The following is a 26,846-nucleotide window of genomic DNA, read 5'->3' as shown; positions in this document are numbered from 1 at the left end:
GAGGTCAAAAAAACGAAAGGAAGAATGATGGACTCACTGGCTTCGCTTTATAAAAATCATATCGTTACCCTACAAGAACGTACCCGCGATGTACTGGCCCGCTTTAAGCTGGATGCGCTGCTGATCCACTCCGGCGAGCTGATGAATACCTTTCTGGATGACCACGCTTATCCGTTTAAGGTGAACCCGCAGTTTAAAGCCTGGGTACCGGTGACGCAGGTTCCAAATTGCTGGCTGCTGGTGGATGGCGTGAACAAACCGAAACTGTGGTTCTACCTGCCGGTCGATTACTGGCACAACGTAGAACCGCTGCCGACCTCTTTCTGGACGGAAGAGATTGAGGTCATTGCGCTGCCGAAAGCGGACGGTATTGGCAGCCAGCTGCCTGCCGCGCGTGGCAACATCGGCTACATTGGCCCTGTTCCGGAGCGTGCGCTGGGTCTGGATATTCCGGCAGACAAACTCAACCCGAAAGGGGTGCTGGATTACCTGCACTATTACCGCGCATATAAAACCGACTATGAACTTTACTGCATGCGTGAAGCGCAAAAAACGGCGGTGAATGGCCACCGTGCCGCGCACGAAGCGTTCCAGTCGGGGATGAGCGAGTTCGATATCAATCAGGCCTATCTGACCGCGACAGGCCACCGTGATACCGACGTGCCGTACAGCAACATTGTCGCGCTCAACGAGCACGCGTCTGTGCTTCACTACACCAAACTGGATCACCAGGTTCCGTCGGAAATGCGCAGCTTCCTGCTGGACGCAGGGGCAGAGTACAACGGCTACGCGGCCGACCTGACCCGCACCTGGGCGGCGAATGCGGACACCGAGTTCGCGCAGCTGATCAAAGACGTGAACGATGAACAGCTGGCGCTGATTGGCACCATGAAGGCGGGCACCAGCTATGTGGATTACCACATCCAGTTCCATCAGCGCATCGCCAAACTGCTGCGTAAGCATCAGATTGTGAAAGATATGAGCGAAGAGGCGATGGTTGAGAACGATCTGACCGGGCCCTTCATGCCGCACGGCATTGGTCACCCGCTGGGCCTGCAGGTTCACGACGTTGCGGGCTTTATGCAGGATGATACCGGTACGCACCTGGCGGCACCGTCTACATATCCTTACCTGCGCTGCACCCGTATTCTTGAGCCGCGTATGGTGCTGACGATTGAACCGGGGATCTACTTTATCGAATCCCTGCTGGCGCCGTGGCGTGAAGGCCAGTTCAGCAAGCACTTCAACTGGGAAAAAATTGAAGCGCTGAAGCCGTTTGGCGGTATTCGTATCGAAGATAACGTGGTGGTTCACGAAAACGGTATCGAGAATATGACGCGAGACCTGAAGCTGGCCTGATGGAAAGCTGGCTGATACCGGCTGAACCGGTCACCTTTGTTGAGGAAATCAAGAAAAGCCGCTTTATTACGCTGCTGGCGCATACCGATGGCGTAGAGGCGGCAAAAGCGTTTGTCGAGTCCGTCCGGGCTGAGCATCCTGACGCCCCTCACCACTGCGTGGCGTGGGTAGCAGGGCCGCCTGACGATTCGCAGCAGCTGGGGTTTTCCGATGACGGTGAACCGGCGGGCACGGCCGGCAAACCCATGCTCTCCCAGCTAATGGGCAGCGGCGTGGGCGAAATAACCGCCGTGGTGGTGCGTTACTACGGCGGTATTTTGTTAGGCACCGGTGGGCTGGTTAAAGCCTATGGCGGGGGCGTACAGCAGGCGCTTAATATGCTGGTCACTACCCGCAAAACGCCGCTTACCGAATATACTTTATTATGCGATTACGCCCAGCTATCGGGTATTGAAGCGCTGCTGAGGCAGTTTAACGGTGTCATCGCACACAGTGAATATCAGGCAATGGTGCAATTACGCGTGGCGCTTCCTCAGGCGGAACTGGCTGCTTTTTCAGCAAAACTGGCTGATTTTAGTCGTGGTTCGTTGCAATTGCTGCCGATTGAAGAATAATCCCCACCTCACTTTTGAATACCAAAGGAAGCGGCAGAGATGCATTTTCGTGCCATAACCCGAATCGTTGGACTGCTGGTCATACTCTTTTCCGGGACGATGATTCTCCCTGGACTGGTGGCGCTTATCTACCGGGACGGCGCGGGGCGGGCATTTACCCAGACCTTCTTTGTCGCGCTGGCGATTGGCTCGCTGCTTTGGTGGCCAAACCGTCGCCAGAAAGGTGAGCTGAAATCTCGCGAAGGCTTTTTGATTGTGGTCCTGTTCTGGACGGTGCTGGGGAGCGTTGGTTCGCTGCCCTTTATCTTTTCTGAACAACCTAACCTGAGCATCACGGATGCCTTTTTTGAATCCTTCTCCGGTTTAACGACCACCGGGGCGACGACGCTGGTGGGGCTGGATTCACTTCCGCACGCCATTCTTTTTTATCGCCAGATGCTGCAGTGGTTCGGGGGGATGGGGATCATCGTCCTGGCGGTGGCTATTCTGCCGATTCTGGGCGTTGGTGGGATGCAGCTCTATCGCGCCGAAATGCCCGGGCCGCTGAAAGATAACAAGATGCGCCCGCGTATTGCTGAGACGGCGAAAACTCTCTGGCTTATCTATGTATTACTGACGGTGGCCTGTGCGCTGGCGCTATGGTTCGCCGGGATGCCCGCTTTCGACGCCATCGGACACAGCTTCGCGACGATCGCGATCGGTGGGTTCTCCACCCACGATGCCAGCGTCGGCTACTTCGACAGCCCAACGATTAACACGATTATTGCCATTTTCCTGCTGATCTCTGGCTGTAACTACGGTCTGCACTTCTCTTTACTGAGCGGACGCAGCCTGAAGGTGTACTGGCGTGACCCTGAGTTCCGCATGTTTATTGGCGTCCAGCTGACGCTGGTAATTATCTGTACCCTGGTGCTCTGGTTCCATGATGTCTATAACTCCGCGTTGACCACGCTAAACCAGGCCTTCTTCCAGGTGGTATCGATGGCGACAACCGCCGGGTTTACTACGGACAGCATCGCCCGTTGGCCGCTGTTCCTGCCGGTGCTTCTGCTCTGTTCCGCGTTTATCGGCGGCTGTGCGGGGTCGACGGGCGGTGGCCTGAAGGTGATCCGTATTCTGCTGCTGTTCAAGCAGGGCAACCGTGAGCTGAAACGCCTGGTCCACCCGAACGCGGTCTACAGCATCAAGCTGGGTAACCGCGCGCTGCCGGAACGTATCCTCGAAGCGGTGTGGGGGTTCTTCTCGGCGTATGCGCTGGTCTTTATCGTCAGTATGCTGGCGATTATCGCGACGGGTGTGGATGATTTCTCCGCCTTTGCGTCGGTCGTCGCAACATTGAACAACCTTGGGCCTGGCCTGGGGGTTGTGGCGGATAACTTTGCCAGTATGAACCCGGTCGCGAAATGGATCCTCATCGCCAATATGCTGTTTGGTCGTCTTGAGGTCTTTACGCTGCTGGTGCTGTTCACCCCTACATTCTGGCGCGAGTAAGGAGCTATTGATGAAGACACTGATTCTTTTCTCTACGCGAGACGGGCAAACGCGCGAGATTGCCGCGTATCTGGCATCTGAATTAAAAGAGCTGGGTATTTACTCGGATGTGGTGAACCTGAACCGTGCTGAGCAGATAAGCTGGCAGGATTACGACCGCGTGGTAATTGGTGCATCTATTCGTTACGGGCATTTCCATCCGGCGCTGGATCGTTTTGTGAAAAAGCATACGGCGGTGCTCAACAAACTGCCCGGTGCGTTTTACTCGGTCAATCTGGTCGCGCGTAAACCCGAGAAGCGCACGCCGCAGACCAACAGCTACACGCGCAAGTTTTTACTCAACTCGCCGTGGCAGCCTGATCTGTGCGCCGTCTTTGCCGGCGCGCTGCGCTACCCTCGCTACCGCTGGTATGACCGCTTTATGATCCGTCTTATTATGAAGATGACGGGGGGCGAAACCGACACGCGTAAAGAAGTGGTTTATACCGACTGGTCGCAGGTAGCTAGTTTTGCGCGAGAAATCGCACATTTAACGGGCGATTCGCGACATAAATAAGCGTTAAGTTTGAAAAGTGAGCGAACGAAAAGTTTTTTGTATTTTGTGCTTGTCACTTCAGAATAACTCCCTATAATGCGCCTCCACTGACACGGAACAACGGCACACACGCCGCCGGGTCAGCAGAGAATAGCGAAAATAAACGCTTGACTCTGAAGCGGGAAAGCGTAATATGCACACCCCGCGCCGCAGCGAAAACGAAGCGGCACTGCTCTTTAACAATTTATCAGACAATCTGTGTGGGCACTCAAAGTGACATGGATTCTTAATGTCTTCGGACAATAAATGAATACCAAGTCTCTGAGTGAACATACGTAATTCATTACGAAGTTTAATTCACGAGCATCAAACTTAAATTGAAGAGTTTGATCATGGCTCAGATTGAACGCTGGCGGCAGGCCTAACACATGCAAGTCGAGCGGTAGCACAGAGAGCTTGCTCTCGGGTGACGAGCGGCGGACGGGTGAGTAATGTCTGGGAAACTGCCTGATGGAGGGGGATAACTACTGGAAACGGTAGCTAATACCGCATAACGTCGCAAGACCAAAGAGGGGGACCTTCGGGCCTCTTGCCATCAGATGTGCCCAGATGGGATTAGCTAGTAGGTGGGGTAACGGCTCACCTAGGCGACGATCCCTAGCTGGTCTGAGAGGATGACCAGCCACACTGGAACTGAGACACGGTCCAGACTCCTACGGGAGGCAGCAGTGGGGAATATTGCACAATGGGCGCAAGCCTGATGCAGCCATGCCGCGTGTATGAAGAAGGCCTTCGGGTTGTAAAGTACTTTCAGCGGGGAGGAAGGCGGTGAGGTTAATAACCTCATCGATTGACGTTACCCGCAGAAGAAGCACCGGCTAACTCCGTGCCAGCAGCCGCGGTAATACGGAGGGTGCAAGCGTTAATCGGAATTACTGGGCGTAAAGCGCACGCAGGCGGTCTGTCAAGTCGGATGTGAAATCCCCGGGCTCAACCTGGGAACTGCATTCGAAACTGGCAGGCTAGAGTCTTGTAGAGGGGGGTAGAATTCCAGGTGTAGCGGTGAAATGCGTAGAGATCTGGAGGAATACCGGTGGCGAAGGCGGCCCCCTGGACAAAGACTGACGCTCAGGTGCGAAAGCGTGGGGAGCAAACAGGATTAGATACCCTGGTAGTCCACGCCGTAAACGATGTCGACTTGGAGGTTGTGCCCTTGAGGCGTGGCTTCCGGAGCTAACGCGTTAAGTCGACCGCCTGGGGAGTACGGCCGCAAGGTTAAAACTCAAATGAATTGACGGGGGCCCGCACAAGCGGTGGAGCATGTGGTTTAATTCGATGCAACGCGAAGAACCTTACCTACTCTTGACATCCAGAGAACTTTCCAGAGATGGATTGGTGCCTTCGGGAACTCTGAGACAGGTGCTGCATGGCTGTCGTCAGCTCGTGTTGTGAAATGTTGGGTTAAGTCCCGCAACGAGCGCAACCCTTATCCTTTGTTGCCAGCGGTTAGGCCGGGAACTCAAAGGAGACTGCCAGTGATAAACTGGAGGAAGGTGGGGATGACGTCAAGTCATCATGGCCCTTACGAGTAGGGCTACACACGTGCTACAATGGCGCATACAAAGAGAAGCGACCTCGCGAGAGCAAGCGGACCTCATAAAGTGCGTCGTAGTCCGGATTGGAGTCTGCAACTCGACTCCATGAAGTCGGAATCGCTAGTAATCGTAGATCAGAATGCTACGGTGAATACGTTCCCGGGCCTTGTACACACCGCCCGTCACACCATGGGAGTGGGTTGCAAAAGAAGTAGGTAGCTTAACCTTCGGGAGGGCGCTTACCACTTTGTGATTCATGACTGGGGTGAAGTCGTAACAAGGTAACCGTAGGGGAACCTGCGGTTGGATCACCTCCTTACCTTAAAGAACCTGCCTTTGTAGTGCTCACACAGATTGTCTGATGAAAAACAGCAGTAAAAAACCTCTACAGGCTTGTAGCTCAGGTGGTTAGAGCGCACCCCTGATAAGGGTGAGGTCGGTGGTTCAAGTCCACTCAGGCCTACCAAATTTGCGAAGCAAATTTGAAGAGGTTAGCAAAACGATGGGGCTATAGCTCAGCTGGGAGAGCGCCTGCTTTGCACGCAGGAGGTCTGCGGTTCGATCCCGCATAGCTCCACCATCTTTTACTGCGAACACAAGAAAACTTCAGAGTGAACCTGAAAAGGTGCACTGCGAAGTTTTGCTCTTTAAAAATCTGGATCAAGCTGAAAATTGAAACGACACATCTTTAAGGTGTGTTCGAGTCTCTCAAATTTTCGCAATCAGAAGTGAAACATCTTCGGGTTGTGAGGTTAAGCGACTAAGCGTACACGGTGGATGCCCTGGCAGTCAGAGGCGATGAAGGACGTGCTAATCTGCGAAAAGCGCCGGCGAGGTGATATGAACCTTTGACCCGGCGATGTCCGAATGGGGAAACCCAGTGCAATTCGTTGCACTATCGTTAACTGAATACATAGGTTAACGAGGCGAACCGGGGGAACTGAAACATCTAAGTACCCCGAGGAAAAGAAATCAACCGAGATTCCCCCAGTAGCGGCGAGCGAACGGGGAGCAGCCCAGAGTCTGAATCAGCTTGTGTGTTAGTGGAAGCGTCTGGAAAGTCGCAGGGTACAGGGTGATACTCCCGTACACGAAAACACACAGGTTGTGAACTCGAAGAGTAGGGCGGGACACGTGGTATCCTGTCTGAATATGGGGGGACCATCCTCCAAGGCTAAATACTCCTGACTGACCGATAGTGAACCAGTACCGTGAGGGAAAGGCGAAAAGAACCCCGGCGAGGGGAGTGAAAAAGAACCTGAAACCGTGTACGTACAAGCAGTGGGAGCACCTTCGTGGTGTGACTGCGTACCTTTTGTATAATGGGTCAGCGACTTATATTCTGTAGCAAGGTTAACCGTATAGGGGAGCCGAAGGGAAACCGAGTCTTAACTGGGCGTTAAGTTGCAGGGTATAGACCCGAAACCCGGTGATCTAGCCATGGGCAGGTTGAAGGTTGGGTAACACTAACTGGAGGACCGAACCGACTAATGTTGAAAAATTAGCGGATGACTTGTGGCTGGGGGTGAAAGGCCAATCAAACCGGGAGATAGCTGGTTCTCCCCGAAAGCTATTTAGGTAGCGCCTCGTGAACTCATCTTCGGGGGTAGAGCACTGTTTCGGCTAGGGGGCCATCCCGGCTTACCAACCCGATGCAAACTACGAATACCGAAGAATGTTATCACGGGAGACACACGGCGGGTGCTAACGTCCGTCGTGAAGAGGGAAACAACCCAGACCGCCAGCTAAGGTCCCAAAGTCATGGTTAAGTGGGAAACGATGTGGGAAGGCACAGACAGCCAGGATGTTGGCTTAGAAGCAGCCATCATTTAAAGAAAGCGTAATAGCTCACTGGTCGAGTCGGCCTGCGCGGAAGATGTAACGGGGCTAAACCATGCACCGAAGCTGCGGCAGCGACACTTAGGTGTTGTTGGGTAGGGGAGCGTTCTGTAAGCCGTTGAAGGTGTGCTGTGAGGCATGCTGGAGGTATCAGAAGTGCGAATGCTGACATAAGTAACGATAAAGCGGGTGAAAAGCCCGCTCGCCGGAAGACCAAGGGTTCCTGTCCAACGTTAATCGGGGCAGGGTGAGTCGACCCCTAAGGCGAGGCCGAAAGGCGTAGTCGATGGGAAACAGGTTAATATTCCTGTACTTGGTGTTACTGCGAAGGGGGGACGGAGAAGGCTATGTTAGCCGGGCGACGGTTGTCCCGGTTTAAGCATGTAGGCGGAGGTTCCAGGTAAATCCGGTACCTTTTAACGCTGAGGTGTGATGACGAGGCACTACGGTGCTGAAGTAACAAATGCCCTGCTTCCAGGAAAAGCCTCTAAGCATCAGGTAACATCAAATCGTACCCCAAACCGACACAGGTGGTCAGGTAGAGAATACCAAGGCGCTTGAGAGAACTCGGGTGAAGGAACTAGGCAAAATGGTGCCGTAACTTCGGGAGAAGGCACGCTGATATGTAGGTGAAGCCCCTGCGGGTGGAGCTGAAATCAGTCGAAGATACCAGCTGGCTGCAACTGTTTATTAAAAACACAGCACTGTGCAAACACGAAAGTGGACGTATACGGTGTGACGCCTGCCCGGTGCCGGAAGGTTAATTGATGGGGTTAGCGGTAACGCGAAGCTCTTGATCGAAGCCCCGGTAAACGGCGGCCGTAACTATAACGGTCCTAAGGTAGCGAAATTCCTTGTCGGGTAAGTTCCGACCTGCACGAATGGCGTAATGATGGCCAGGCTGTCTCCACCCGAGACTCAGTGAAATTGAACTCGCTGTGAAGATGCAGTGTACCCGCGGCAAGACGGAAAGACCCCGTGAACCTTTACTATAGCTTGACACTGAACACTGGTCCTTGATGTGTAGGATAGGTGGGAGGCTTTGAAGCGTGGACGCCAGTCTGCGTGGAGCCATCCTTGAAATACCACCCTTTAATGGCTGGTGTTCTAACGTAGACCCGTGATCCGGGTTGCGGACAGTGTCTGGTGGGTAGTTTGACTGGGGCGGTCTCCTCCCAAAGAGTAACGGAGGAGCACGAAGGTTAGCTAATCCTGGTCGGACATCAGGAGGTTAGTGCAATGGCATAAGCTAGCTTGACTGCGAGAGTGACGGCTCGAGCAGGTGCGAAAGCAGGTCATAGTGATCCGGTGGTTCTGAATGGAAGGGCCATCGCTCAACGGATAAAAGGTACTCCGGGGATAACAGGCTGATACCGCCCAAGAGTTCATATCGACGGCGGTGTTTGGCACCTCGATGTCGGCTCATCACATCCTGGGGCTGAAGTAGGTCCCAAGGGTATGGCTGTTCGCCATTTAAAGTGGTACGCGAGCTGGGTTTAGAACGTCGTGAGACAGTTCGGTCCCTATCTGCCGTGGGCGCTGGAGAATTGAGGGGGGCTGCTCCTAGTACGAGAGGACCGGAGTGGACGCATCACTGGTGTTCGGGTTGTCATGCCAATGGCACTGCCCGGTAGCTAAATGCGGAAAAGATAAGTGCTGAAAGCATCTAAGCACGAAACTTGCCCCGAGATGAGTTCTCCCTGAGACTTTAAGTCTCCTGAAGGAACGTTAAAGACTATGACGTTGATAGGTCGGATGTGTAAGCGCAGCGATGCGTTGAGCTAACCGATACTAATGAACCGTGAGGCTTAACCTTACAACGCCGAAGCTGTTTCGGCGACGAGACAGACACGATTTTCAGCCTGATACAGATTAACAGAATTTGCCTGGCGGCTTTAGCGCGGTGGTCCCACCTGACCCCATGCCGAACTCAGAAGTGAAACGCCGTAGCGCCGATGGTAGTGTGGGGTCTCCCCATGTGAGAGTAGGGAACTGCCAGGCATCAATTAAGTGAAGAGGCCATCCGAAAGGATGGCCTTTTTGCGTTTATACGCTGCACAAACTGATCCCCCATCACCCTGCTTATACGGTAAACTACCTGCGTTTTTGCATCAGGATAGCGTCTATGAACCACTCCCTTAAGCCCTGGAATACCTTTGGCATTCAACGCAATGCTAATCAAATTGTACGTGCCGATACTGCACAGCAGCTGCTGGATGCATGGCAAAACGCGACAGAAAATAACGAACCCGTACTGATTCTGGGCGAAGGAAGTAATGTCCTGTTTCTCGATGATTTTGCGGGAACCGTGATCGTTAACCGCATCATGGGAATTGATGTGGAAGAGCGTGCCGACAGCTGGCACGTGCACGTGGGTGCCGGAGAAAACTGGCATCATCTGGTGCAATTTACCCTCGAAAAAGGGATGCCGGGACTGGAAAACCTTGCGCTTATTCCAGGCTGCGCCGGATCGTCACCTATTCAAAACATCGGCGCCTACGGCATCGAACTGAAACACGTCTGTGAATATGTCGACTGCATCGAACTGGCGACCGGAACGGCTAAGCGTTTAACGGCAGAACAGTGCCGATTTGGCTATCGTGACAGCATCTTCAAACATGAATATCAGGATCGCTACGTGATTGTCGCCGTGGGCCTGCGCCTGTCGAAGAACTGGCAGCCGGTGTTGACCTACGGGGATTTAACGCGTCTCGATCCGGCGACCGTTACCGCCCGCGACGTTTTTGACTCGGTTTGCCATATGCGGATGACCAAGCTTCCCGATCCAAAAGTAAACGGAAATGCAGGAAGTTTCTTCAAAAACCCGGTTATCAGCAGCGAAAATGCAAAAGTCTTTCTTGAAGGATGGCCAGCGGCGCCACATTACCCTCAGGCGGACGGCAGCGTGAAGCTGGCCGCGGGCTGGCTTATCGATCAATGCCAGCTAAAAGGCACTTCAGTCGGCGGGGCAGCCGTTCACCAACAGCAGGCCCTGGTGCTGATTAACCAGCGCGATGCGACCAGCGACGATGTGGTACAGCTGGCTCACTACGTTCGCCAGCGTGTCGGCGAAAAATTTAACGTCTGGCTGGAGCCAGAAGTCCGCTTCATTGGTCGCACAGGTGAAGTCAACGCTGTGGAGACTATCGCATGAAGGACAATACGGTCCCGTTAACCCTGATTGGTATCCTGGCGGATGGTGAATTTCATTCCGGCGAGCAGCTGGGTGAACAGCTGGGCATGAGCCGCGCCGCCATTAACAAGCACATCCAGACGCTCCGTGACTGGGGTGTTGATGTATTTACGGTTCCCGGAAAAGGCTACAGCCTGCCGGAGCCTATTCAATTGCTGAATGAAGAAGCGATCCGCAGCCAGATTGGACACGGCAATGTGGCGGTGCTGCCGGTGATTGACTCGACGAACCAGTATCTTCTGGATCGTCTGCCTGAGCTGAAATCCGGCGATGCCTGCGTTGCTGAATATCAACAGGCCGGTCGTGGCCGTCGCGGACGCAAGTGGTTTTCGCCATTTGGCGCTAACCTCTATCTGTCCATGTACTGGCGACTCGATCAGGGCCCGGCCGCTGCCATTGGCCTGAGTCTGGTCATCGGCATCGTCATGGCGGAAGTGCTGCACGATCTGGGGGCGGATAAAGTACGCGTTAAATGGCCTAATGACCTCTACCTCAACGATCGTAAACTTGCCGGTATTCTGGTCGAACTGACGGGAAAAACGGGCGATGCGGCGCAAATCGTCATTGGCGCAGGTCTCAATATGGTGATGCGCAATGTCCAAAATGATGTGGTGAATCAGGCCTGGACTAACCTCCAGGAGGCGGGGATCGTCATCGATCGTAACACCCTTGCCGTACGTATGATTAAAGAGCTGCGCAGCTCGCTCACGCTTTTTGAGCAGGAAGGGCTGGCACCGTTCCTGTCTCGTTGGGAAAAGCTGGATAACTTCATCAACCGCCCGGTGAAATTGCTGATCGGTGATAAAGAGATCTACGGGACTTCCCGCGGTATTGACGCTCAGGGCGCGCTGCTTCTGGAGCAGGATGGCGTGATCAAACCCTGGATGGGCGGTGAGATTTCCCTGCGGAGTGCCGAATAACCGGATGGAGTGAACGATGCGAAAACCCGTCTGCGCGACACTAGCCGTCATGATGAGTCTGCTGTTCTCACCCCTCTCTCAGGCGGGTCAGGCCTGGGAGAGTTACAAGGCGCGCTTTTTCAAACCGGAAGGCCGCATTGTCGATACCGGCAATGGCGGCGTGTCGCATACGGAAGGTCAGGGCTTTGCCATGCTGATGGCAGTGGTCAACGACGATAAAGCCACGTTCGATAAGCTCTGGCAATGGACAAACCGTGAGCTGAAGAACAAAGAGAACGGACTGTTTTACTGGCGCTATAACCCCGCAGAGTCCAACCCGATCGCCGACAAAAACAACGCCGCCGATGGCGATGTGCTGATTGCCTGGGCGCTGCTTAAAGCCGATGCCCGCTGGCATGACAAACGCTACAGCGCCGCATCGGATGCTATTACAAAAGCGCTGGTCGCCCATAGCGTCATCCGCTATGCGGGTTACCGCGTGATGCTGCCCGGCGTCCAGGGATTTAAGCTTGACGGTGAAGTGGTTCTTAATCCTTCCTATTTTGTGTTTCCGGCCTGGCAGGCCTTCGCCGGACGCAGTCATTTGCCGGTCTGGCGCGATTTGATTAAGGACGGGGAACGCCTGCTGGGGAAAATGGGCTCGGGTAAAGCGAACTTGCCCACTGACTGGGTTTCACTGACATCAGGTGGCAAGCTGGCTCCCGCTAAAGGCTGGCCGCCGCGAATGAGCTATGACGCGATTCGTATTCCGCTGTACGTTGCCTGGTCTGATAAACAAAGCCCTCTACTGACACCGTGGAAGGCCTGGTTCGGTCAGTTCCCCCGGGAACAAACGCCCGCCTGGGTTAACGTCACGACTAACGAATATGCGCCCTACATGATGGAAGGTGGTCTGCTGGCGGTTAGGGATTTAACGATGGGACAGTCTTCCGGAGAACCCGAAATCACGTCTAAGGACGACTACTATTCGGCAAGTCTGAAAATGCTGGTGTGGATTTCAGCGCAATAATAACGCACCGACTATCCCCTCTCCCCGATGGGGAGAGGGGTAAATCAGTTACTGTGGATACGGTACCCAATCTCCGCCGTTCAGGCGAACGTACGGTTTGTTCTGATACTGAATCACTACCGCGTTGGCGTTCTCCGAGACTTCTGCCGTTTGTGGCAGTTTGCTGGTGAGCTGGTCCCAGTTCACGCTATCTTCCACAAAGAGTTTCCCGTCAACGGCGCGGGCAACCAGTTCTGAGATTGCCAGATAGCTGGTTGGCTGCGTAATCTCTATTGGTGCGCCCTGATGCGGTGCCTTCATACCAAAGAATTTAATGCCTGCAGGTACGTTGGTAATCGACGGGCTTGGGATATCACGCAGACCTGACACCTGCATTCTGTCACCTTTCAGCGCACCACCGTGCTCAGGCACCACAACCACCATCACTTTACGGCCTGATTTTTCCAGCTCCGTGAAGAACGCGTCCAACTCGTCGAAGAACTTCTGCGCACGCACTTTATAATCTGCCGTTTTGCTCACGCCCGGGAAATGGTTACCGTCATGGAGCGGCAGGGTATTAAAGAACGTCGCGCTGCGTGGATTACTGTCTTTTTCGATGGTCTGCAGCCAGCGTTGCAGGACGGCGGTATCGTCATAGACGGGCGAGCCGTCGAAGCCCAGCAGAGAGACAGGAAGACCGGTTTGGTCCATCAGCGGTGACTGCATGCCACCCTCTTCGCGCACCTCTTTCAGGAAGTTACCGAACTGGCCGTTATGTCCCAGCATCAGATGCTGCGTAAAGCCCAGCTTGGCGAGGTTATCGAACAGATAACACTGGTTGCCAGCGGGTTGATACAGATTCTTATGCGATGCCTGACCGCAGCTTGCACGCAGCAGGCGGATGGCCGCCGGGCCGCTGTAGGAGGTGGCAGAGTTGAAATCTTTAAACTGAATGTCGAAATGAGACCACAGCGGATGAGACATCAAACCAGCTGCATCCACATCGGCCCAGGAGAGAGAGCAGATGTTGATCACCAGCAGTTCAAACGGCTGAGCATCCGCCGGCAGCGCATCCGGGAATTTCGTCTGTCGCTTGTCTTCCGCGGTATAGAAACTGGAGAGCCAGGCGTTCAGGTTGGTTGAGGTCGGCGGTGCGGTCTGGGTTGGGATATCACCCACCACAGGCGTATCGCCTGCCGTGGTGACGGTGGCCGCCGCGCTTCCCCCTGTGGTGGTCACCGTGGTGGTCGGTTGACCGGCAGGCCACAGCGAAAAGTTTGGCCCAGCCAGGGTCAGCACGTTAAGCCAGATCATAATCGCGACGACAAACACCGTGACGCGGATCCACTGTGACAGGAACAGCCAGGCAACCAGCAGCACAAATACCGCGCCTATCATCTGCCAGTTAATAAACCGCTCGGTCAGATCGAGGACATAGCTGGCGCTAAAGCCCGCCACCTGGGACCCCTGGCTCATAATGCTGTCCGGCCCCGGTAGCCAGGTATCATGCCAGAACAGCGCAAAGCCGACGGGGATGGCAACCCAGTGACGTAAGCGATGCAGCCTGATATTTGGCAGCGGCATCAGCAGGAAGGCCATAAACACGAGGTTGAGTAGAGGATGGAAATTCAGATAGCCTGCCCAAAGCAGACCAAACTTCACCAGAAAGTAGAAGTTCCAGCCGGAAAGGCCGCGCCAGTATTGCCAGAGCGGCGAGGGTGACGAAGCGGTATAGGTAGAATTAGTCATGTTTTCGGTCTGCCTTGACGTGTGATGCCCGTGTCAGTGTTCCGGCTGGTTTTACGTAGCGAGGTTTTATAAACAGCACTCTGGCCGTATCACGGATACGGCGTATGGAATGACGCGCATAGTAGCCAAGCGGGAAAAAGATCAGCGCACAGAATATAACCAGTTGAATAATATCGCTGATATTCATGATGATGCGTTCTCCGCGTTGTCTGTTAATAAGCGAAGGGGTTCCGGCACCCGACGCCAGACGTGTCCATCATGTCTGGCATTGAGGATCGGTTTGGCATCGCTCTTGATAGCGAGTGGCTTAACCCATTGTTCAGGCTGGAGCGCACGCATCTGCACCAGCTCCGCACTGATCGTATTATCTTCGAACCAAATCATACGGTTCGAGAAAATATCCCCGGTAGGCAGAGGGAAGATGTGGTTAAGCGCCGTATCGAGATCGTTTACCCGGCAGAAGGACAAAAACAGCACCAGGCGATTGTCGCCAATGGTCATGATGTCCCCTGTACGGTTCGGGCGGCATAAGGTAAGCGCCTGTTCAACACGGATACCCGGAACAGGGCGCAGGGCAACCATAACCCCTTTTCCATCTGCAGGAAGAAGCGTATTGCTCATCATGTTGCCGACGGCGTCGCAGAAGGTATCCCATTTTTGGTATCCGCGCAGCTTCATCGGCTGCGTCATGGAGAGCAGCGTAGAAATGTCTTCCGGAACATGGCGGCTAAACTGCTGGCCCTGAACGCTTTCGATAAGCGTCAGGCAGCGTGACAGCGGCGCGTTCCAGGGGATAACCATATTCGCACCACAGCCCAGAAGCAGACGCTCATCGGTGGCGCGCAGGCTGGTATTGTTTTCGCGTACGATGATTTTTAACGCACTGCCGCGCTGGCGGCGTAAGGTGTGGATTTGCCTTGCCAGCGTCTCAATCTGGTTATTCTGCATCAGCGAGAAAATAATCGTTGCCGCCTGGGTTGTGCGCGCTTCATGGAAAAGGGCTTCGTTAGATTCAAACAGTGACCAGTTTTCCGACAGGGCGGGCGCCCCCTCTAAAACCGCGATATGGCTCAGAATGCGTTTTTCATCACTGCGCGGTTGCACCACGGTTTCTTCCTGCTGCGCCAGGTGCCACTTACCCTCGATATGTTTCAGCGTAAGTTGTTGCCTGGCGCTCACACCTTTTTCATTACACCAGAATGCAATATCGTAGAGATAGCTTCCCGCCTGGTCACGAACGCTTGCCAGACCGAACAGGGAGCGATATTCACCCATTAAAAGTGAGAATAGCTTGTCATTATTACTGCCGGGATTGACTATCAATAGCGTGCAATTTTGAAATTTTGCCCATTTATTGATTTTTTCCAGCCACGGCAGCAGTTTTTCAGAAGGGATATTTTGCAGGACGTTATTTGCGCATTTAAGGATCACTAAATAGTGATCCGGATCAATAGTGCACTGAACGTCGCGGGACAAAAAGTATAGACTATCGGCATCCGATGTCATGGAAAATAATCGCACAGTCTGAGGCCCGCAATCGTTTTCCAGCGTGATAATTTTCTTCGGATCTTCGCCCATGCTAATGACGGCCACGCGGGAATCCTTATCCTGGGCAGCAATTGTCTGGTTTACCAGACTGATAGCATCTTCATTTCGGTCCGTATTAATCCACCAGACTCCTCCGACTGGCATGTGGCTCAATTCGTCCCATAATGACTGGATGCCAATAGAAAATATGGAGTCCACGGTGTCCCTCTTTTCGTCTAATTTATCTGTATCTCAGTTTACTAGCGAAAGCGTAGAAATAAACCTAACATTGAAATTAAAGAACATCAGATTTAGCATGTAAATGAAATTTGTCAGGGCAGGAAGCCCCGCAACTTCTTTAGCGTGCGATTTTCCTCAAAGGGATGGAAAAAGAATGGATAATAACGAACCCGGAACCCCAGTCGATTCGACCCTGGGTTACACATTCCAAAACGATTTTCTGGCGCTGACGCAGGCCTTTTCTTTACCTGAAATAGATTACACCGATATTTCCCAGCGGGAACAGTTGGCCGCGGCTATTAAACGCTGGCCGTTATTAGCTGAATTCGCCCATCAACATTAAGGGAGCCATTGATGGCCATACTCGGATTACAGGGTGTCCGTGGCGGTGTGGGTACCACATCTGTTACCGCGGCGCTGGCGTGGTCATTACAGCTTTTAGGTGAATCGGTGCTGGTTATTGACGCCTGCGCCGATAATTTGCTGCGTATGTCGTTTAACGTCGACTTTACTCGCGAAGAGGGCTGGGCCCGTGCGCTGCTCGACGATAAAGACTGGCAGGATGCAGGAATGCGCTATACCTCCCAGCTCGATCTGCTGCCGTTTGGTCAACTGACCACCACGGAGCGCGAGAATGAAGCCGCGTATCAGCGTCTGTTTTCGCAGTTCACGCTGGCGCTGCAGACCCTGAAAGAAAAGGGGCACTACAAGTGGATCCTGCTGGATCTGCCGCACGGCGCCGGCACGCTGACCCGACAGCTTATTGCCCAGTGCGATCATGTGCTCTCGATCGTCAACGTCGATGCGAACTGCCATATCCGCCTGCATCAGCAGGGGCTACCTCAAAATGGCCATATCCTGATTAACGATTTGCGCATTGGCAGCCAGATCCAGGACGATCTGTATCAGGTCTGGCTGCAGAGCCAGCGCCGCCTCCTTCCCATTGTCATCCATCGTGATGAGGGCATGGCGGAATGCCTTGCGTCGAAGCAACCGCTCGGCGAATACCGCAGCGATTCACTGGCGGCAGAAGAGATCCTGACGCTGGCTAACTGGTGTCTGCTGAACTTCGCCAACAGGGCGGAGCATGCAGGGAGTGATGTATGAGTCGTTTCGCCAGCTGGTTACTCATCCCACCGGTCAGTTCGCGTTTGAGCGAACATTACCGGCATTTTCGCCGTCACGGCGCGTCGGCATTCAGCGCCGCGCTCGGCTGTTTCTGGATGATTCTGGCCTGGATGTTTATTCCACTCGAACACCCGCGCTGGCAGCGCATACGTGCACGGCACAGTGAATTGTATCCGCACATTAATCCTGACCGTCCGCGTCCACTGGATCCGGCGCGTTATCTCATTCAGGCCATCTGGCTGGTGGCGACCTCATCCCGCGCGGAGACAAAAACGCCGCACTGGCGCAGTTTCTCCCGCGTGCAGCAGCTACGTGAACGCTACCACCAGTGGCTGGATAAACTACCCAACAGCGTCAGCGATAAGACCAGCCATCTGGATAACCATAAAGAGCTCGGGCATCTCCACCCGGGCTTGCGGCGTTTTATCCTCGGCGTGATCGTCGTGTTCTCGCTCATTCTGGCGCTGGTCTGTATTACGCAGCCTTTCAACCCTCTGGCGCAGTTCACCTTCCTGATCCTGCTGTGGGGCGTGGCGCTGCTGGTCCGCCGTATTCCGGGCCGCTTCTCGGCGCTGATGCTGATTGTGTTGTCGTTGACCGTCTCCTGTCGCTACATCTGGTGGCGTTATACCTCGACGCTGAACTGGGACGATCCGGTGAGTCTGGTGTGCGGCCTGGTGCTGTTGTTTGCTGAAACCTATGCCTGGATTGTGCTGGTGCTGGGCTATTTCCAGGTGATTTGGCCGCTCAACCGCCAGCCGGTTCCGCTGCCAAAGGACACCACCCAGTGGCCAACCGTCGATCTCTTCGTGCCGACCTACAACGAAGACCTGAGCGTGGTGAAGAACACCATCTACGCCGCGCTGGGCATCGACTGGCCGAAAGATAAGCTCAAGGTCTGGATCCTGGATGACGGCAACCGTCCGGCGTTCCGCCAGTTCGCAGAGGAAGTCGGCGTCGAGTACATCGCCCGTCCGACGCACGAACATGCTAAAGCCGGGAACATCAACAACGCGTTGAAGTATGCCACCGGGGAGTTTGTCTCGATCTTTGACTGCGACCACGTCCCGACGCGCTCGTTCCTGCAGATGACTATGGGCTGGTTCCTGAAGGAGAAAGAGCTGGCGATGATGCAGACGCCGCACCACTTCTTCTCGCCGGACCCGTTTGAACGTAACCTTGGCCGTTTCCGTAAAACCCCGAACGAAGGCACGCTGTTCTATGGCCTGGTGCAGGACGGAAACGACATGTGGGATGCCACCTTCTTCTGCGGCTCCTGTGCGGTTATCCGCCGTAAACCGCTGGATGAAATTGGTGGTATCGCCGTCGAAACGGTCACCGAAGATGCGCATACCTCGCTGCGCCTGCACCGTCGTGGCTATACCTCAGCCTATATGCGCATTCCGCAGGCTGCCGGTCTGGCAACGGAGTCACTGTCGGCGCACATTGGTCAGCGTATTCGCTGGGCGCGCGGGATGGTGCAGATTTTCCGTCTCGATAACCCCCTGATCGGGAAAGGGCTCAAGCTGGCGCAGCGTCTCTGCTACGTCAACGCCATGTTCCACTTCTTATCCGGTATCCCGCGGCTGATCTTCCTGACCGCGCCGCTGGCGTTCCTGCTCCTTCACGCTTATATCATCTACGCCCCGGCGCTGATGATTGCGCTGTTTGTTCTGCCGCACATGATCCACGCGAGCCTGACGAACTCGAAGATACAGGGTAAATACCGCCACTCCTTCTGGAGTGAAATCTACGAAACGGTGCTGGCCTGGTACATCGCACCGCCGACGATGGTGGCGCTGATTAACCCGCATAAAGGGAAATTCAACGTCACCGCGAAGGGCGGCCTGGTGGAAGAGGAGTACGTCGACTGGGTGATCTCCCGTCCGTATATCTTCCTGGTATTGCTGAATATCGTTGGCGTCATCGCCGGTATCTGGCGTTACTTCTACGGCCCGGAAAACGAAATCCTGACCGTCTTCGTGAGTATGGCCTGGGTCTTCTACAACCTGATTATCCTCGGCGGCGCGGTGGCGGTGTCGGTGGAAAGCAAACAGGTTCGTCGCGCGCATCGCGTTGAAATCTGCATGCCTGCGGCGATCGCCCGTGAAGATGGCCATCTCTTCTCCTGTACCGTACACGACTTCTCTGACGGCGGTCTGGGGATCAAAATCAACGGCCAGGCGAAGGTGCTGGAAGGGCAGAAAGTTAACCTGCTGCTTAAGCGCGGTCAGCAGGAGTATGTCTTCCCGACGCAGGTTGTTCGCGTGGCGGGCAATGAAGTCGGTCTGCAGCTCATGCCGTTGACCAAAAAGCAGCATATCGATTTTGTGCAATGTACGTTTGCCCGCGCGGATACGTGGGCTCTCTGGCAGGACAGCTTCCCGGAAGATAAACCTCTGGAAAGCCTGCTGGATATTCTGAAGCTGGGGTTCCGTGGCTATCGTCACCTTGCAGAATTTGCCCCGTCGTCGGTGAAATTAATTTTCCGGTCACTTACTTCGCTGGTTTCCTGGGTCGTGTCGTTCATTCCTCGTCGTCCTGAGCGGGATGAGGCGAAGCAGGCGGACCCGGTTATGGCTCAACAATGATGATAACGCGATGAAAACAAAACTTTCCTGGTTATGTGCAGTGGCAATGGGGATGAATGTCCTCCCCGCAACAATGGCTAACGCCGCTCCTGGTAATGCAGCGGCAACGCCTGCGCCAACGGTACCTGTCGTCGCGCAAGCAACCGATCCGGTTGTCACCGCGGCACCCGGTCAAACAGAAAACATCCTGCCGAACCAGCCAACGGAGGGGAATACCCTGCCGGCAGACGGTCAGGTCATCGGGCAGGTGATGCCGGGCGTCCGGGGGGCGAATGCGCCCGTCGTCGCGGACAATGCGCCGTCACGGGACGTGAAGCTGACCTTCGCGCAAATTGCGCCGCCTCCGGGCAGCATGGTGCTGCGCGGTATCAACCCTAACGGCGGCATTGAATTTGGCATGCGCAGCGATGAGGTCGTCTCTAATGCGGTGCTGAACCTTGAATACACGCCGTCGCCGTCGCTGCTGCCGACCCAGTCTCAGCTGAAGGTCTACCTGAATGATGAGCTGATGGACGTTCTGCCGGTCACCAAAGAGCAGCTGGGCAAGAAAACCCAGGCTCAGGTGCCGATTAACCCGCTGTTCATCACCGACTTCAACCGTATCCGTCTGGAATTTGTCGGTCACTACCGCGATGTCTGCGAAAACCCGGCCAGCAATACGCTGTGGATGGACGTCGGACGTAACTCCTCGCTGCAGCTGACCTACCAGTCGCTGGCGTTGAAAAACGATCTTTCGGCCTTCCCGGTTCCGTTCTTTGATCCGCGTGATAACCGTCCGCTCACGTTGCCGATGGTGTTTGCCTCATCCCCGGACGTGACCGAGCAACTGGCGGCCACCATCGTGGCGTCCTGGTTTGGTTCACGCGCAGGCTGGCGCGGCCAGAGCTTCCCGGCGATGTATGACAAGCTGCCGGACAGAAATGCTATTGTGTTTGCGACCAACGCGAAACGCCCGGCCTTCCTGCGCGATCATCCGGACGTCAAAGCGCCGACCGTTGAGATGATAAGCCATCCGGAAAACCCGTACGTGAAGCTGCTGGTGGTCTTTGGTCGTGATGATAAAGATCTGGTGCAGGCAGCAAAAGCGATTGCCCAGGGCAACGTCCTGTTCCGTGGCAACAGCGTGGTGATAGATGAGGTCAAGCCGCTGCTGGCGCGTAAACCGTATGATGCGCCAAACTGGGTGCGTACCGACCGTGCGGTAACCTTTGGCGAGCTGAAAACCTATGAAGAACAGCTGCAGGCGACGGGGCTTGAGCCAGCGCCGATTAGCCTGTCGCTGAACCTGCCGCCGGATCTCTACCTGCTGCGTACCAACGGCATTGATATCAATCTGAACTACCGCTATACCGCGCCAGCCACCAAAGACAGCTCGCGCATGGATATCAGCCTCAACAACCAGTTCCTGCAATCCTTCAGCCTGCAAAGCACGCAGGATACTAACCGCCTGATGCTTCGCCTGCCGGTGCTGCAGGGGCTGCTGGACGGTAAAACGGATGTTTCCATTCCGGCACTGAAGCTGGGTGCGATAAACCAGCTGCGCTTTGACTTCCAGTACATGAACCCGATGCCTGGCGGCTCGGCGGAAAACTGCATCACCTTCCAGCCGGTTCAGAACCACGTGGTGATTGGCGATGAGTCGACCATCGACTTCTCGAAGTACTATCACTTCCTGGCGATGCCGGACCTGCGCGCGTTTGCTAACGCGGGCTTCCCGTTCAGCCGCATGGCCGATCTCTCTGAGTCCATTGTGGTGATGCCAAAAGCGCCAAACGAAGGGCAGGTCACGACCCTGCTGGACACCATGGCGACCGTTGGGGGACAAACAGGATTACCGGCGATTAACGTCACGTTGACGGACGATGGTAGCCAGATTCAGAACAAAGACGCTGACATCATGGTGATCGGTACCATTCCGGATAAGCTGAAGGATGACAAGCGTATCGATCTGCTGGTGAAAGCGGCCCAGTCCTGGGTTAACACGCCGCTGCGCCAGACCGAGTTCCCGAGCATTATGCCGGATGTGAACGACCGTCAGGCCAGCGCGCAGACGACGGTAACGTCTCAGGGGGCGATGGCCGCAGTGGTGGGCTTCCAGTCCCCATACAACGAACAGCGCAGCGTGGTGGCTCTCCTTGCGGACAGCCCGCGCGGGTATGAGCTCCTCAATACGGCCATGAACGACAGCGGTAAACGTGCCGCGATGTTTGGTTCCGTGTCGGTGATCCGTGAGTCCGGCGTCAATAGCCTGCGCGTGGGCGATGTGTACTACGTGGGCCATCTGCCGTGGTTTGAACGCCTGTGGTATGCGCTGGCTAACCATCCGGTGCTGCTCGCCATCCTGGCTGCGGTCAGCGTGGTCTTGCTGGCATGGGTGCTGTGGCGTCTGCTGCGTATCATCAGCCGTCGTCGTCTGAACCCGGATGAGTAAGATGTAATGAAAGCCTTTCGCTGGTGTGCATTAGCAGCGGTGATGCTGGCGGCGCTTCCTCTTCGCGCCGCCTGTACCTGGCCTGCCTGGGAGCAGTTTAAAAAGGACTACATCAGTGAGGGCGGGCGTGTCATTGATCCCAGTGACACGCGCAAAATAACGACCTCGGAAGGGCAAAGCTACGCCCTGTTCTTTGCCCTGGCGGCGAACGATCGCAACGCGTTTGACCAGCTGCTGACGTGGACGCGCGATAATCTTGCCAGCGGCGATCTCAACGACCATCTGCCTGCCTGGCTATGGGGTCAGAAGGATAAAGAAACGTGGGCGGTGATTGATACCAACTCCGCCTCTGACGCCGATGTCTGGATCGCCTGGTCACTGCTCGAAGCGGGTCGGCTGTGGAAACATCCGGACTATACCCGCACGGGTAAAGCGTTGCTGAAACGCATTGTCAGCGAGGAAGTGGTGAAAGTGCCGGGGCTCGGCGCAATGCTGCTTCCCGGTAAAGTCGGTTTTGCCGATGAACAGGTCTGGCGCTTTAACCCCAGTTATCTTCCTCCGCAGTTAGCGAGTTATTTCACGCGCTTTGGTTCCCCGTGGACCCAGCTTCGTGAAACCAATCTGCGCCTGCTGCTGGAGAGTGCGCCGAAAGGCTTTTCGCCGGACTGGGTGCAGTATCAGAAACACAAAGGCTGGCGGTTACAGCAGGATAAGGCGCTGGTGGGCGGCTACGACGCCATCCGCGTGTATCTCTGGGTGGGCATGATGAGTGACAACGATCCTCAGAAAGCCCGGCTGCTGACGCGCTTCCAGCCGATGGCGGCAAAGACCATGAAACGGGGTGTGCCGCCGGAGAAAGTGGATGTGGCGACGGGGAAACGCACCGGGAATGGTCCGGTCGGGTTCTCTGCCGCCATGCTGCCGTTTTTACAACAGCGTGATGCCCAGGCGGTTCAGCGCCAGCGCGTTGCGGACTATTTTCCCGATAACAATGCCTATTACAGCTACGTGCTGACTCTCTTTGGGCAAGGATGGGATCAGCATCGTTTTCGCTTCACCGCAAAAGGTGAATTAATACCGGATTGGGGCCAGGAATGCGCAAGTTCACAGTAAATCTACTCACTTTATCGCTTGGCCTGGCACTGATGCCGCTGGCTGAAGCCGCCAACTCTCCGCAGCAGAAACAGCTGCTGGAACAGGTTCGGCTGGGCGAATCGACACAGCGTGAGGATTTGGTTCGTCAGTCGCTTTATCGTCTGGAGCTGATTGACCCGAACAACCCTGACGTCATTGCCGCACGCTTTCGCTACCTGCTGCGCCAGGGCGATAACGCCGGTGCGCAAAAAGAGCTGGATCGTCTGAAAGGGATCGCGCCGGGCTCGAGTGCGTACCAGTCATCACGCAACACGATGCTGCTTTCTACCCCGGATGGCCGCCAGCAGCTCCAGCAGGCGCGATTACTCGCCACCACGGGACACACGCAGGAGGCGATTGCCGCCTATGACAAGCTGTTTGACGGCAACCCGCCGGGCGGCGACGTGGCCACGGAATACTGGAACGTCGTGGCGAAAGACCCTGCTCGCCGAAATGCAGCCATTAACCAGCTCAAGAAAATAAACAGCAGCAGCCCCGGAAATACGCAGCTGCAGGCGACGCTGTCCCAGCTTTTGTTCCAGAGCGGACGCCGTGATGAAGGCTTTGCGGTATTGCAGGAGATGGCCAAATCCACCAATGGCCGTAACCAGGCGTCTGATATGTGGTATGACCAAATCAAAGGTCAGCCTGCCAGCAGCGCCAGCGTCAGCGCGCTGCAAAAATACCTGAGCGTATTCAGCGACGGGGATAGCGTCGCGGCGGCGCGTGCCCAGCTTGAAGCGCAGCAAAAACAGCTCGCTGACCCGGCGTTCCGCGCGAAAGCGGAAGGGCTGGCGGCGGTGGATGCCGGGCAGGGGGGTAAGGCTGTGGCGGAGCTGCAAAAAGCCGTCAGCGCCAACCATGCCGACAGTGAGGCGGTGGGGGCCCTTGGACAGGCGTACTCCCAAAAGGGCGACCGCGCCCGCGCGGTGGCACAGTTTGAAAAGGCGATTGCCCTCGATCCCCAGAGCGATAACCGGGGTAAATGGGACAGTCTTCTGAAGGTTAACCGTTACTGGCTACTGATTCAGCAGGGTGACGCGGCGCTGAAGGCGAATAACCCGGCGCAGGCGGAGCGTTACTATCAGCAGGCACGCGGTATCGACAATGCCGACAGCTATGCCGTGCTGGGGCTGGGCGATGCCGCCGCGGCGCGTAAAGATAACGACGCGGCGGAGCGTTACTATCGCCAGGCGCTGCGGATGGACAGCGGCAACAGCAATGCGGTTCGCGGGCTGGCCAATATTTACCGCGCGCAGTCCCCGGAGAAGGCCTCGCAGTTTATCCAGTCTCTCTCCGCCAGCCAGCGCCGAAGCATAGACGATATTGAACGTAGCCTGACCAACGAGCAGCTCTCCACTCAGGCCGAACAGCTGGAAAATCAGGGGAAATACGCTCAGGCGGCAGAGATCCAGCGTCGTCGTCTGGCGCTCTCTCCCGGCGACGTGTGGATAACCTATCGTCTCTCGCGCGATCTCTACAGCGCGGGTCAGCGCAGCCAGGCGGATACCCTGATGCGTCAGCTTGCCAGCCAGAAACCGTCCGATCCGGATCAGGTGTATGCCAACGGACTCTATCTTTCCGGAAACGATCAGGACCGCGCCGCGCTGGCGCATCTGGACACGCTGCCGCGCAGCCAGTGGAACGGCAATATTCAGGAACTTGCCGACCGCCTGCAAAGCAACCAGGTGCTGGAAACCGCCAACCGTCTGCGCGACAGCGGCAAAGAGCAGGACGCAGAAAATCTTCTTCGCCAGCAGCCGACCTCCACCCGTATCGACCTCACGCTGGCGGACTGGGCACAGCAGCGTGGCGATCTGGACTCGGCGAAAACGACGTACAACGCCGTCCTGCAGCGTGAACCGCAGAACGAAGACGCAATCCTCGGCCTGACCGAGATTTACAGCGCGCAGGGTAACAAAGATGCCGCGCGCGCAGAGCTGGCGAAACTGCCCGCCGCGCAAAACGGCCAGCCGCTGTCGCTCAATATGCAGCGCCGCATCGCGATGGCGCAGGCAGGCCTGGGCGATTCCGCTGCCGCAGAACAGACCTTCAACAAAATCATTCCGCAGGCTAAATCGCAGCCCGGCTCCGTGGAAAACGCGCTGGTGCTGCGTGATGCCGCGCGTTTCCAGGCGCAGAACGGCCAGCCTCAGCAGGCGCTGGAAACCTATAAAGATGCGATGGTGTCGTCCGGCATCACGACGACCCGTCCGACCGACAACGACAGCTTCACTCGTCTGACGCGTAACGATGAAAAGGACGACTGGCTGAAGCGCGGCGTGCGCAGTGATGCCGGTGACCTGTATCGTCAGCAGGATGTTAACGTCACGCTGCAGCACGACTACTGGGGCTCCAGCGGCACGGGCGGCTATTCCGACCTGAAAGCGCATACCACCATGCTACAGGTGGATGCCCCGCTCTCTGACGGGCGTATGTTCTTCAGAAGCGATCTGGTCAACATGGACGCCGGTTCATTTGATAACAATAACGGGACTTACGATCCTAAATGGGGGACCTGCTACGAAACACCGTGTAGCGGCAATACCCATCAGTCCGACAATGGCGCAAGCGTTGCCGTCGGCTGGCAGAATAAAACCTGGGCGATGGATATTGGTACCACCCCAATGGGCTTTGACGTCGTCGACGTGGTGGGCGGCATCAGCTACAGCAGCGACCTGGGGCCTGTCGGCTATACCGTTAACGCCCATCGCCGCCCAATCTCCAGCTCTCTGCTGGCCTTTGCCGGACAAAAAGATACCAACACCGGCACCACCTGGGGCGGCGTACGTGCCACTGGTGGTGGCGTGAGCGTGAGCTATGACAAAGGAGAAGCGAACGGCGTCTGGTCCAGCCTGAACGCGGAAACGCTGACGGGTAAAAATGTGGAAGATAACTGGCGCGTCCGCTGGATGACGGGTTACTACTACAAGCTCATTAATAAAAACAATGAGCGCCTGACGGTCGGCGTCTCCAACATGCTCTGGCACTACGACAAAGACCTGAGCGGTTATACCCTGGGTCAGGGCGGCTACTACAGCCCGCAGGAGTATGTCTCCTTTGCGCTGCCGGTGACCTGGCGTAAACGCACGGAGAACTGGTCCTGGGAGCTGGGTGGCTCGGTGTCCTGGTCTCACTCCAAAACCAAAGACGAGCTGCGCTACCCGATTCAGAATCTGATCCCGACCGATGAGCCAGACCGCTATACCGACCGGGGCGCGATGGAAACCGGCAGCAGCTCCTCAGGCACGGGTTATACCGCGCGGGCCATTATCGAACGCCGCGTCACGTCCAACTGGTTTGTGGGCATGGGCGTGGATATTCAGGAAGCGAAAGACTATACCCCAAGCCACGCGCTGATCTATGTGCGCTACTCTGCTGCAGGCTGGCAGGGCGATATGGACTTACCGCCGCAGCCGCTTGTCCCTTACGCGGACTGGTAATCGGATTTTCCTTAATCCATTTGTAAGTCTCTCTTAATAGCGCGGCAATCGGGTATACTCAGGCGCGCC

16 protein-coding genes, 2 tRNA genes and 3 rRNA genes are annotated in these 26,846 nt (G+C 55.7%); 18 read left to right on the top strand and 3 right to left on the bottom strand.

What is annotated here, in order from left to right; translation table 11 throughout:
- Window positions 1–27: 27 nt before the first annotated feature.
- From pepQ to AC4IC4_RS21840, 12 genes are all read left to right on the top strand, one after another.
- Window positions 28–1,359 carry a Xaa-Pro dipeptidase gene (gene pepQ, locus AC4IC4_RS21895; protein WP_491472853.1) on the top strand — a complete coding sequence of 444 codons (1,332 nt, stop codon included), beginning with the start codon at window positions 28–30 and terminating at the stop codon, window positions 1,357–1,359.
- Window positions 1,359–1,973, top strand: coding sequence for an IMPACT family protein (locus AC4IC4_RS21890; protein ID WP_491471884.1), 615 nt, complete (start codon window positions 1,359–1,361; stop codon window positions 1,971–1,973). Before pepQ ends, AC4IC4_RS21890 begins: the two co-directional genes overlap by 1 nt.
- 39 nt (window positions 1,974–2,012) lie before the next feature.
- Entirely contained in the window at window positions 2,013–3,464 is a 1,452-nt protein-coding gene (trkH, locus tag AC4IC4_RS21885) for a Trk system potassium transporter TrkH (RefSeq protein WP_023309600.1), read from the top strand.
- Window positions 3,465–3,474: 10 nt separating this feature from the next.
- Window positions 3,475–4,020, top strand: coding sequence for a menaquinone-dependent protoporphyrinogen IX dehydrogenase (gene hemG, locus AC4IC4_RS21880; protein ID WP_032646055.1), 546 nt, complete (start codon window positions 3,475–3,477; stop codon window positions 4,018–4,020).
- A 353-nt stretch (window positions 4,021–4,373) separates the two neighbouring features.
- A 16S ribosomal RNA gene (locus AC4IC4_RS21875) occupies window positions 4,374–5,913 on the top strand.
- A gap of 70 nt (window positions 5,914–5,983) precedes the next feature.
- Window positions 5,984–6,060, top strand: a tRNA-Ile gene (locus tag AC4IC4_RS21870).
- Window positions 6,061–6,098: 38 nt separating this feature from the next.
- Window positions 6,099–6,174: transfer RNA gene (locus tag AC4IC4_RS21865), tRNA-Ala, on the top strand.
- 170 nt (window positions 6,175–6,344) lie between these two features.
- A 23S ribosomal RNA gene (locus AC4IC4_RS21860) occupies window positions 6,345–9,249 on the top strand.
- Window positions 9,250–9,318: 69 nt separating this feature from the next.
- Window positions 9,319–9,434: ribosomal RNA gene (gene rrf / locus AC4IC4_RS21855) — 5S ribosomal RNA — on the top strand.
- Together the 16S, 23S and 5S rRNA genes with 2 tRNA genes alongside form the textbook arrangement of a ribosomal RNA operon.
- Window positions 9,435–9,558: 124 nt before the next feature.
- The gene (gene murB, locus AC4IC4_RS21850) at window positions 9,559–10,587 is read left to right on the top strand and encodes a UDP-N-acetylmuramate dehydrogenase (protein ID WP_032648206.1); all 1,029 of its coding nucleotides are present in this window, start codon (window positions 9,559–9,561) and stop codon (window positions 10,585–10,587) included.
- Complete coding sequence (gene birA / locus AC4IC4_RS21845; RefSeq protein WP_032648208.1) at window positions 10,584–11,546, top strand: bifunctional biotin--[acetyl-CoA-carboxylase] ligase/biotin operon repressor BirA; 963 nt, start codon at window positions 10,584–10,586, stop codon at window positions 11,544–11,546. The genes murB and birA overlap by 4 nt, the downstream gene beginning before the upstream one ends.
- Before the next feature lie 16 nt (window positions 11,547–11,562).
- Complete coding sequence (locus AC4IC4_RS21840; protein ID WP_491471883.1) at window positions 11,563–12,555, top strand: family 8 glycosyl hydrolase; 993 nt, start codon at window positions 11,563–11,565, stop codon at window positions 12,553–12,555.
- A 48-nt stretch (window positions 12,556–12,603) separates the two neighbouring features.
- Here the strand turns inward: AC4IC4_RS21840 and bcsG are convergent, their stop codons facing one another.
- The 3 genes from bcsG to bcsE are packed head-to-tail and all read right to left on the bottom strand — an operon-like array spanning window position 12,604 to window position 16,029.
- Window positions 12,604–14,283: a cellulose biosynthesis protein BcsG gene (bcsG, locus tag AC4IC4_RS21835; RefSeq protein ID WP_267215683.1), complete on the bottom strand. Its 1,680-nt coding sequence runs from the start codon at window positions 14,281–14,283 to the stop codon at window positions 12,604–12,606.
- A complete protein-coding gene (gene bcsF, locus AC4IC4_RS21830) occupies window positions 14,276–14,473 on the bottom strand; it encodes a cellulose biosynthesis protein BcsF (RefSeq protein ID WP_024908822.1) in 198 nt (65 codons plus the stop codon). Before bcsF ends, bcsG begins: the two co-directional genes overlap by 8 nt.
- On the bottom strand, window positions 14,467–16,029 hold the full coding sequence (gene bcsE / locus AC4IC4_RS21825) for a cellulose biosynthesis c-di-GMP-binding protein BcsE (RefSeq protein ID WP_024908823.1): 1,563 nt from the start codon (window positions 16,027–16,029) through the stop codon (window positions 14,467–14,469). The genes bcsF and bcsE overlap by 7 nt, the downstream gene beginning before the upstream one ends.
- 175 nt (window positions 16,030–16,204) lie before the next feature.
- On the opposite strand from bcsE, the gene bcsR reads away from it, so the two are divergent.
- From bcsR to bcsC, 6 genes are read left to right on the top strand one after another with little or no spacing between them, the layout of a single operon-like run.
- The gene (gene bcsR / locus AC4IC4_RS21820; protein WP_024908824.1) at window positions 16,205–16,393 is read left to right on the top strand and encodes a cellulose biosynthesis protein BcsR; all 189 of its coding nucleotides are present in this window, start codon (window positions 16,205–16,207) and stop codon (window positions 16,391–16,393) included.
- Window positions 16,394–16,404: 11 nt separating this feature from the next.
- Window positions 16,405–17,157 (top strand): cellulose biosynthesis protein BcsQ, encoded by a 753-nt coding sequence (gene bcsQ / locus AC4IC4_RS21815; RefSeq protein WP_024908825.1) that lies wholly within the window; start codon window positions 16,405–16,407, stop codon window positions 17,155–17,157.
- A complete protein-coding gene (bcsA, locus tag AC4IC4_RS21810; RefSeq protein WP_491471882.1) occupies window positions 17,154–19,769 on the top strand; it encodes a UDP-forming cellulose synthase catalytic subunit in 2,616 nt (871 codons plus the stop codon). Before bcsQ ends, bcsA begins: the two co-directional genes overlap by 4 nt.
- A gap of 10 nt (window positions 19,770–19,779) precedes the next feature.
- Window positions 19,780–22,200 carry a cellulose biosynthesis cyclic di-GMP-binding regulatory protein BcsB gene (gene bcsB, locus AC4IC4_RS21805; RefSeq protein WP_157189855.1) on the top strand — a complete coding sequence of 807 codons (2,421 nt, stop codon included), beginning with the start codon at window positions 19,780–19,782 and terminating at the stop codon, window positions 22,198–22,200.
- Window positions 22,201–22,206: 6 nt separating this feature from the next.
- Window positions 22,207–23,313, top strand: coding sequence for a cellulose synthase complex periplasmic endoglucanase BcsZ (gene bcsZ, locus AC4IC4_RS21800; RefSeq protein ID WP_491471881.1), 1,107 nt, complete (start codon window positions 22,207–22,209; stop codon window positions 23,311–23,313).
- Window positions 23,295–26,777, top strand: a complete 3,483-nt coding sequence (gene bcsC / locus AC4IC4_RS21795; protein WP_491471880.1) for a cellulose synthase complex outer membrane protein BcsC — start codon at window positions 23,295–23,297, stop codon at window positions 26,775–26,777. The genes bcsZ and bcsC overlap by 19 nt, the downstream gene beginning before the upstream one ends.
- Window positions 26,778–26,846: the final 69 nt, after the last annotated feature.

The sequence above is a fragment of the Enterobacter sp. Taxon_2 genome, from assembly GCF_058355295.1.
The sequence above is the reverse complement of the archived record's forward strand: the minus strand, read 5'-3'. Positions and strand labels throughout refer to the sequence as shown.

What these genes read in the sequence shown, in the direction of transcription:
- bcsG (WP_267215683.1), bottom strand. Translation starts at nt 14,283, where the DNA reads ATGACTAATTCTACCTATACCGCTTCGTCACCCTCGCCGCTCTGGCAA.
- bcsR (WP_024908824.1), top strand. Translation starts at nt 16,205, where the DNA reads ATGGATAATAACGAACCCGGAACCCCAGTCGATTCGACCCTGGGTTAC.
- hemG (WP_032646055.1), top strand. Translation starts at nt 3,475, where the DNA reads ATGAAGACACTGATTCTTTTCTCTACGCGAGACGGGCAAACGCGCGAG.
- bcsZ (WP_491471881.1), top strand. Translation starts at nt 22,207, where the DNA reads ATGAAAGCCTTTCGCTGGTGTGCATTAGCAGCGGTGATGCTGGCGGCG.
- bcsC (WP_491471880.1), top strand. Translation starts at nt 23,295, where the DNA reads ATGCGCAAGTTCACAGTAAATCTACTCACTTTATCGCTTGGCCTGGCA.
- murB (WP_032648206.1), top strand. Translation starts at nt 9,559, where the DNA reads ATGAACCACTCCCTTAAGCCCTGGAATACCTTTGGCATTCAACGCAAT.
- bcsQ (WP_024908825.1), top strand. Translation starts at nt 16,405, where the DNA reads ATGGCCATACTCGGATTACAGGGTGTCCGTGGCGGTGTGGGTACCACA.
- AC4IC4_RS21890 (WP_491471884.1), top strand. Translation starts at nt 1,359, where the DNA reads ATGGAAAGCTGGCTGATACCGGCTGAACCGGTCACCTTTGTTGAGGAA.
- AC4IC4_RS21840 (WP_491471883.1), top strand. Translation starts at nt 11,563, where the DNA reads ATGCGAAAACCCGTCTGCGCGACACTAGCCGTCATGATGAGTCTGCTG.
- pepQ (WP_491472853.1), top strand. Translation starts at nt 28, where the DNA reads ATGGACTCACTGGCTTCGCTTTATAAAAATCATATCGTTACCCTACAA.
- bcsB (WP_157189855.1), top strand. Translation starts at nt 19,780, where the DNA reads ATGAAAACAAAACTTTCCTGGTTATGTGCAGTGGCAATGGGGATGAAT.
- birA (WP_032648208.1), top strand. Translation starts at nt 10,584, where the DNA reads ATGAAGGACAATACGGTCCCGTTAACCCTGATTGGTATCCTGGCGGAT.
- trkH (WP_023309600.1), top strand. Translation starts at nt 2,013, where the DNA reads ATGCATTTTCGTGCCATAACCCGAATCGTTGGACTGCTGGTCATACTC.
- bcsA (WP_491471882.1), top strand. Translation starts at nt 17,154, where the DNA reads ATGAGTCGTTTCGCCAGCTGGTTACTCATCCCACCGGTCAGTTCGCGT.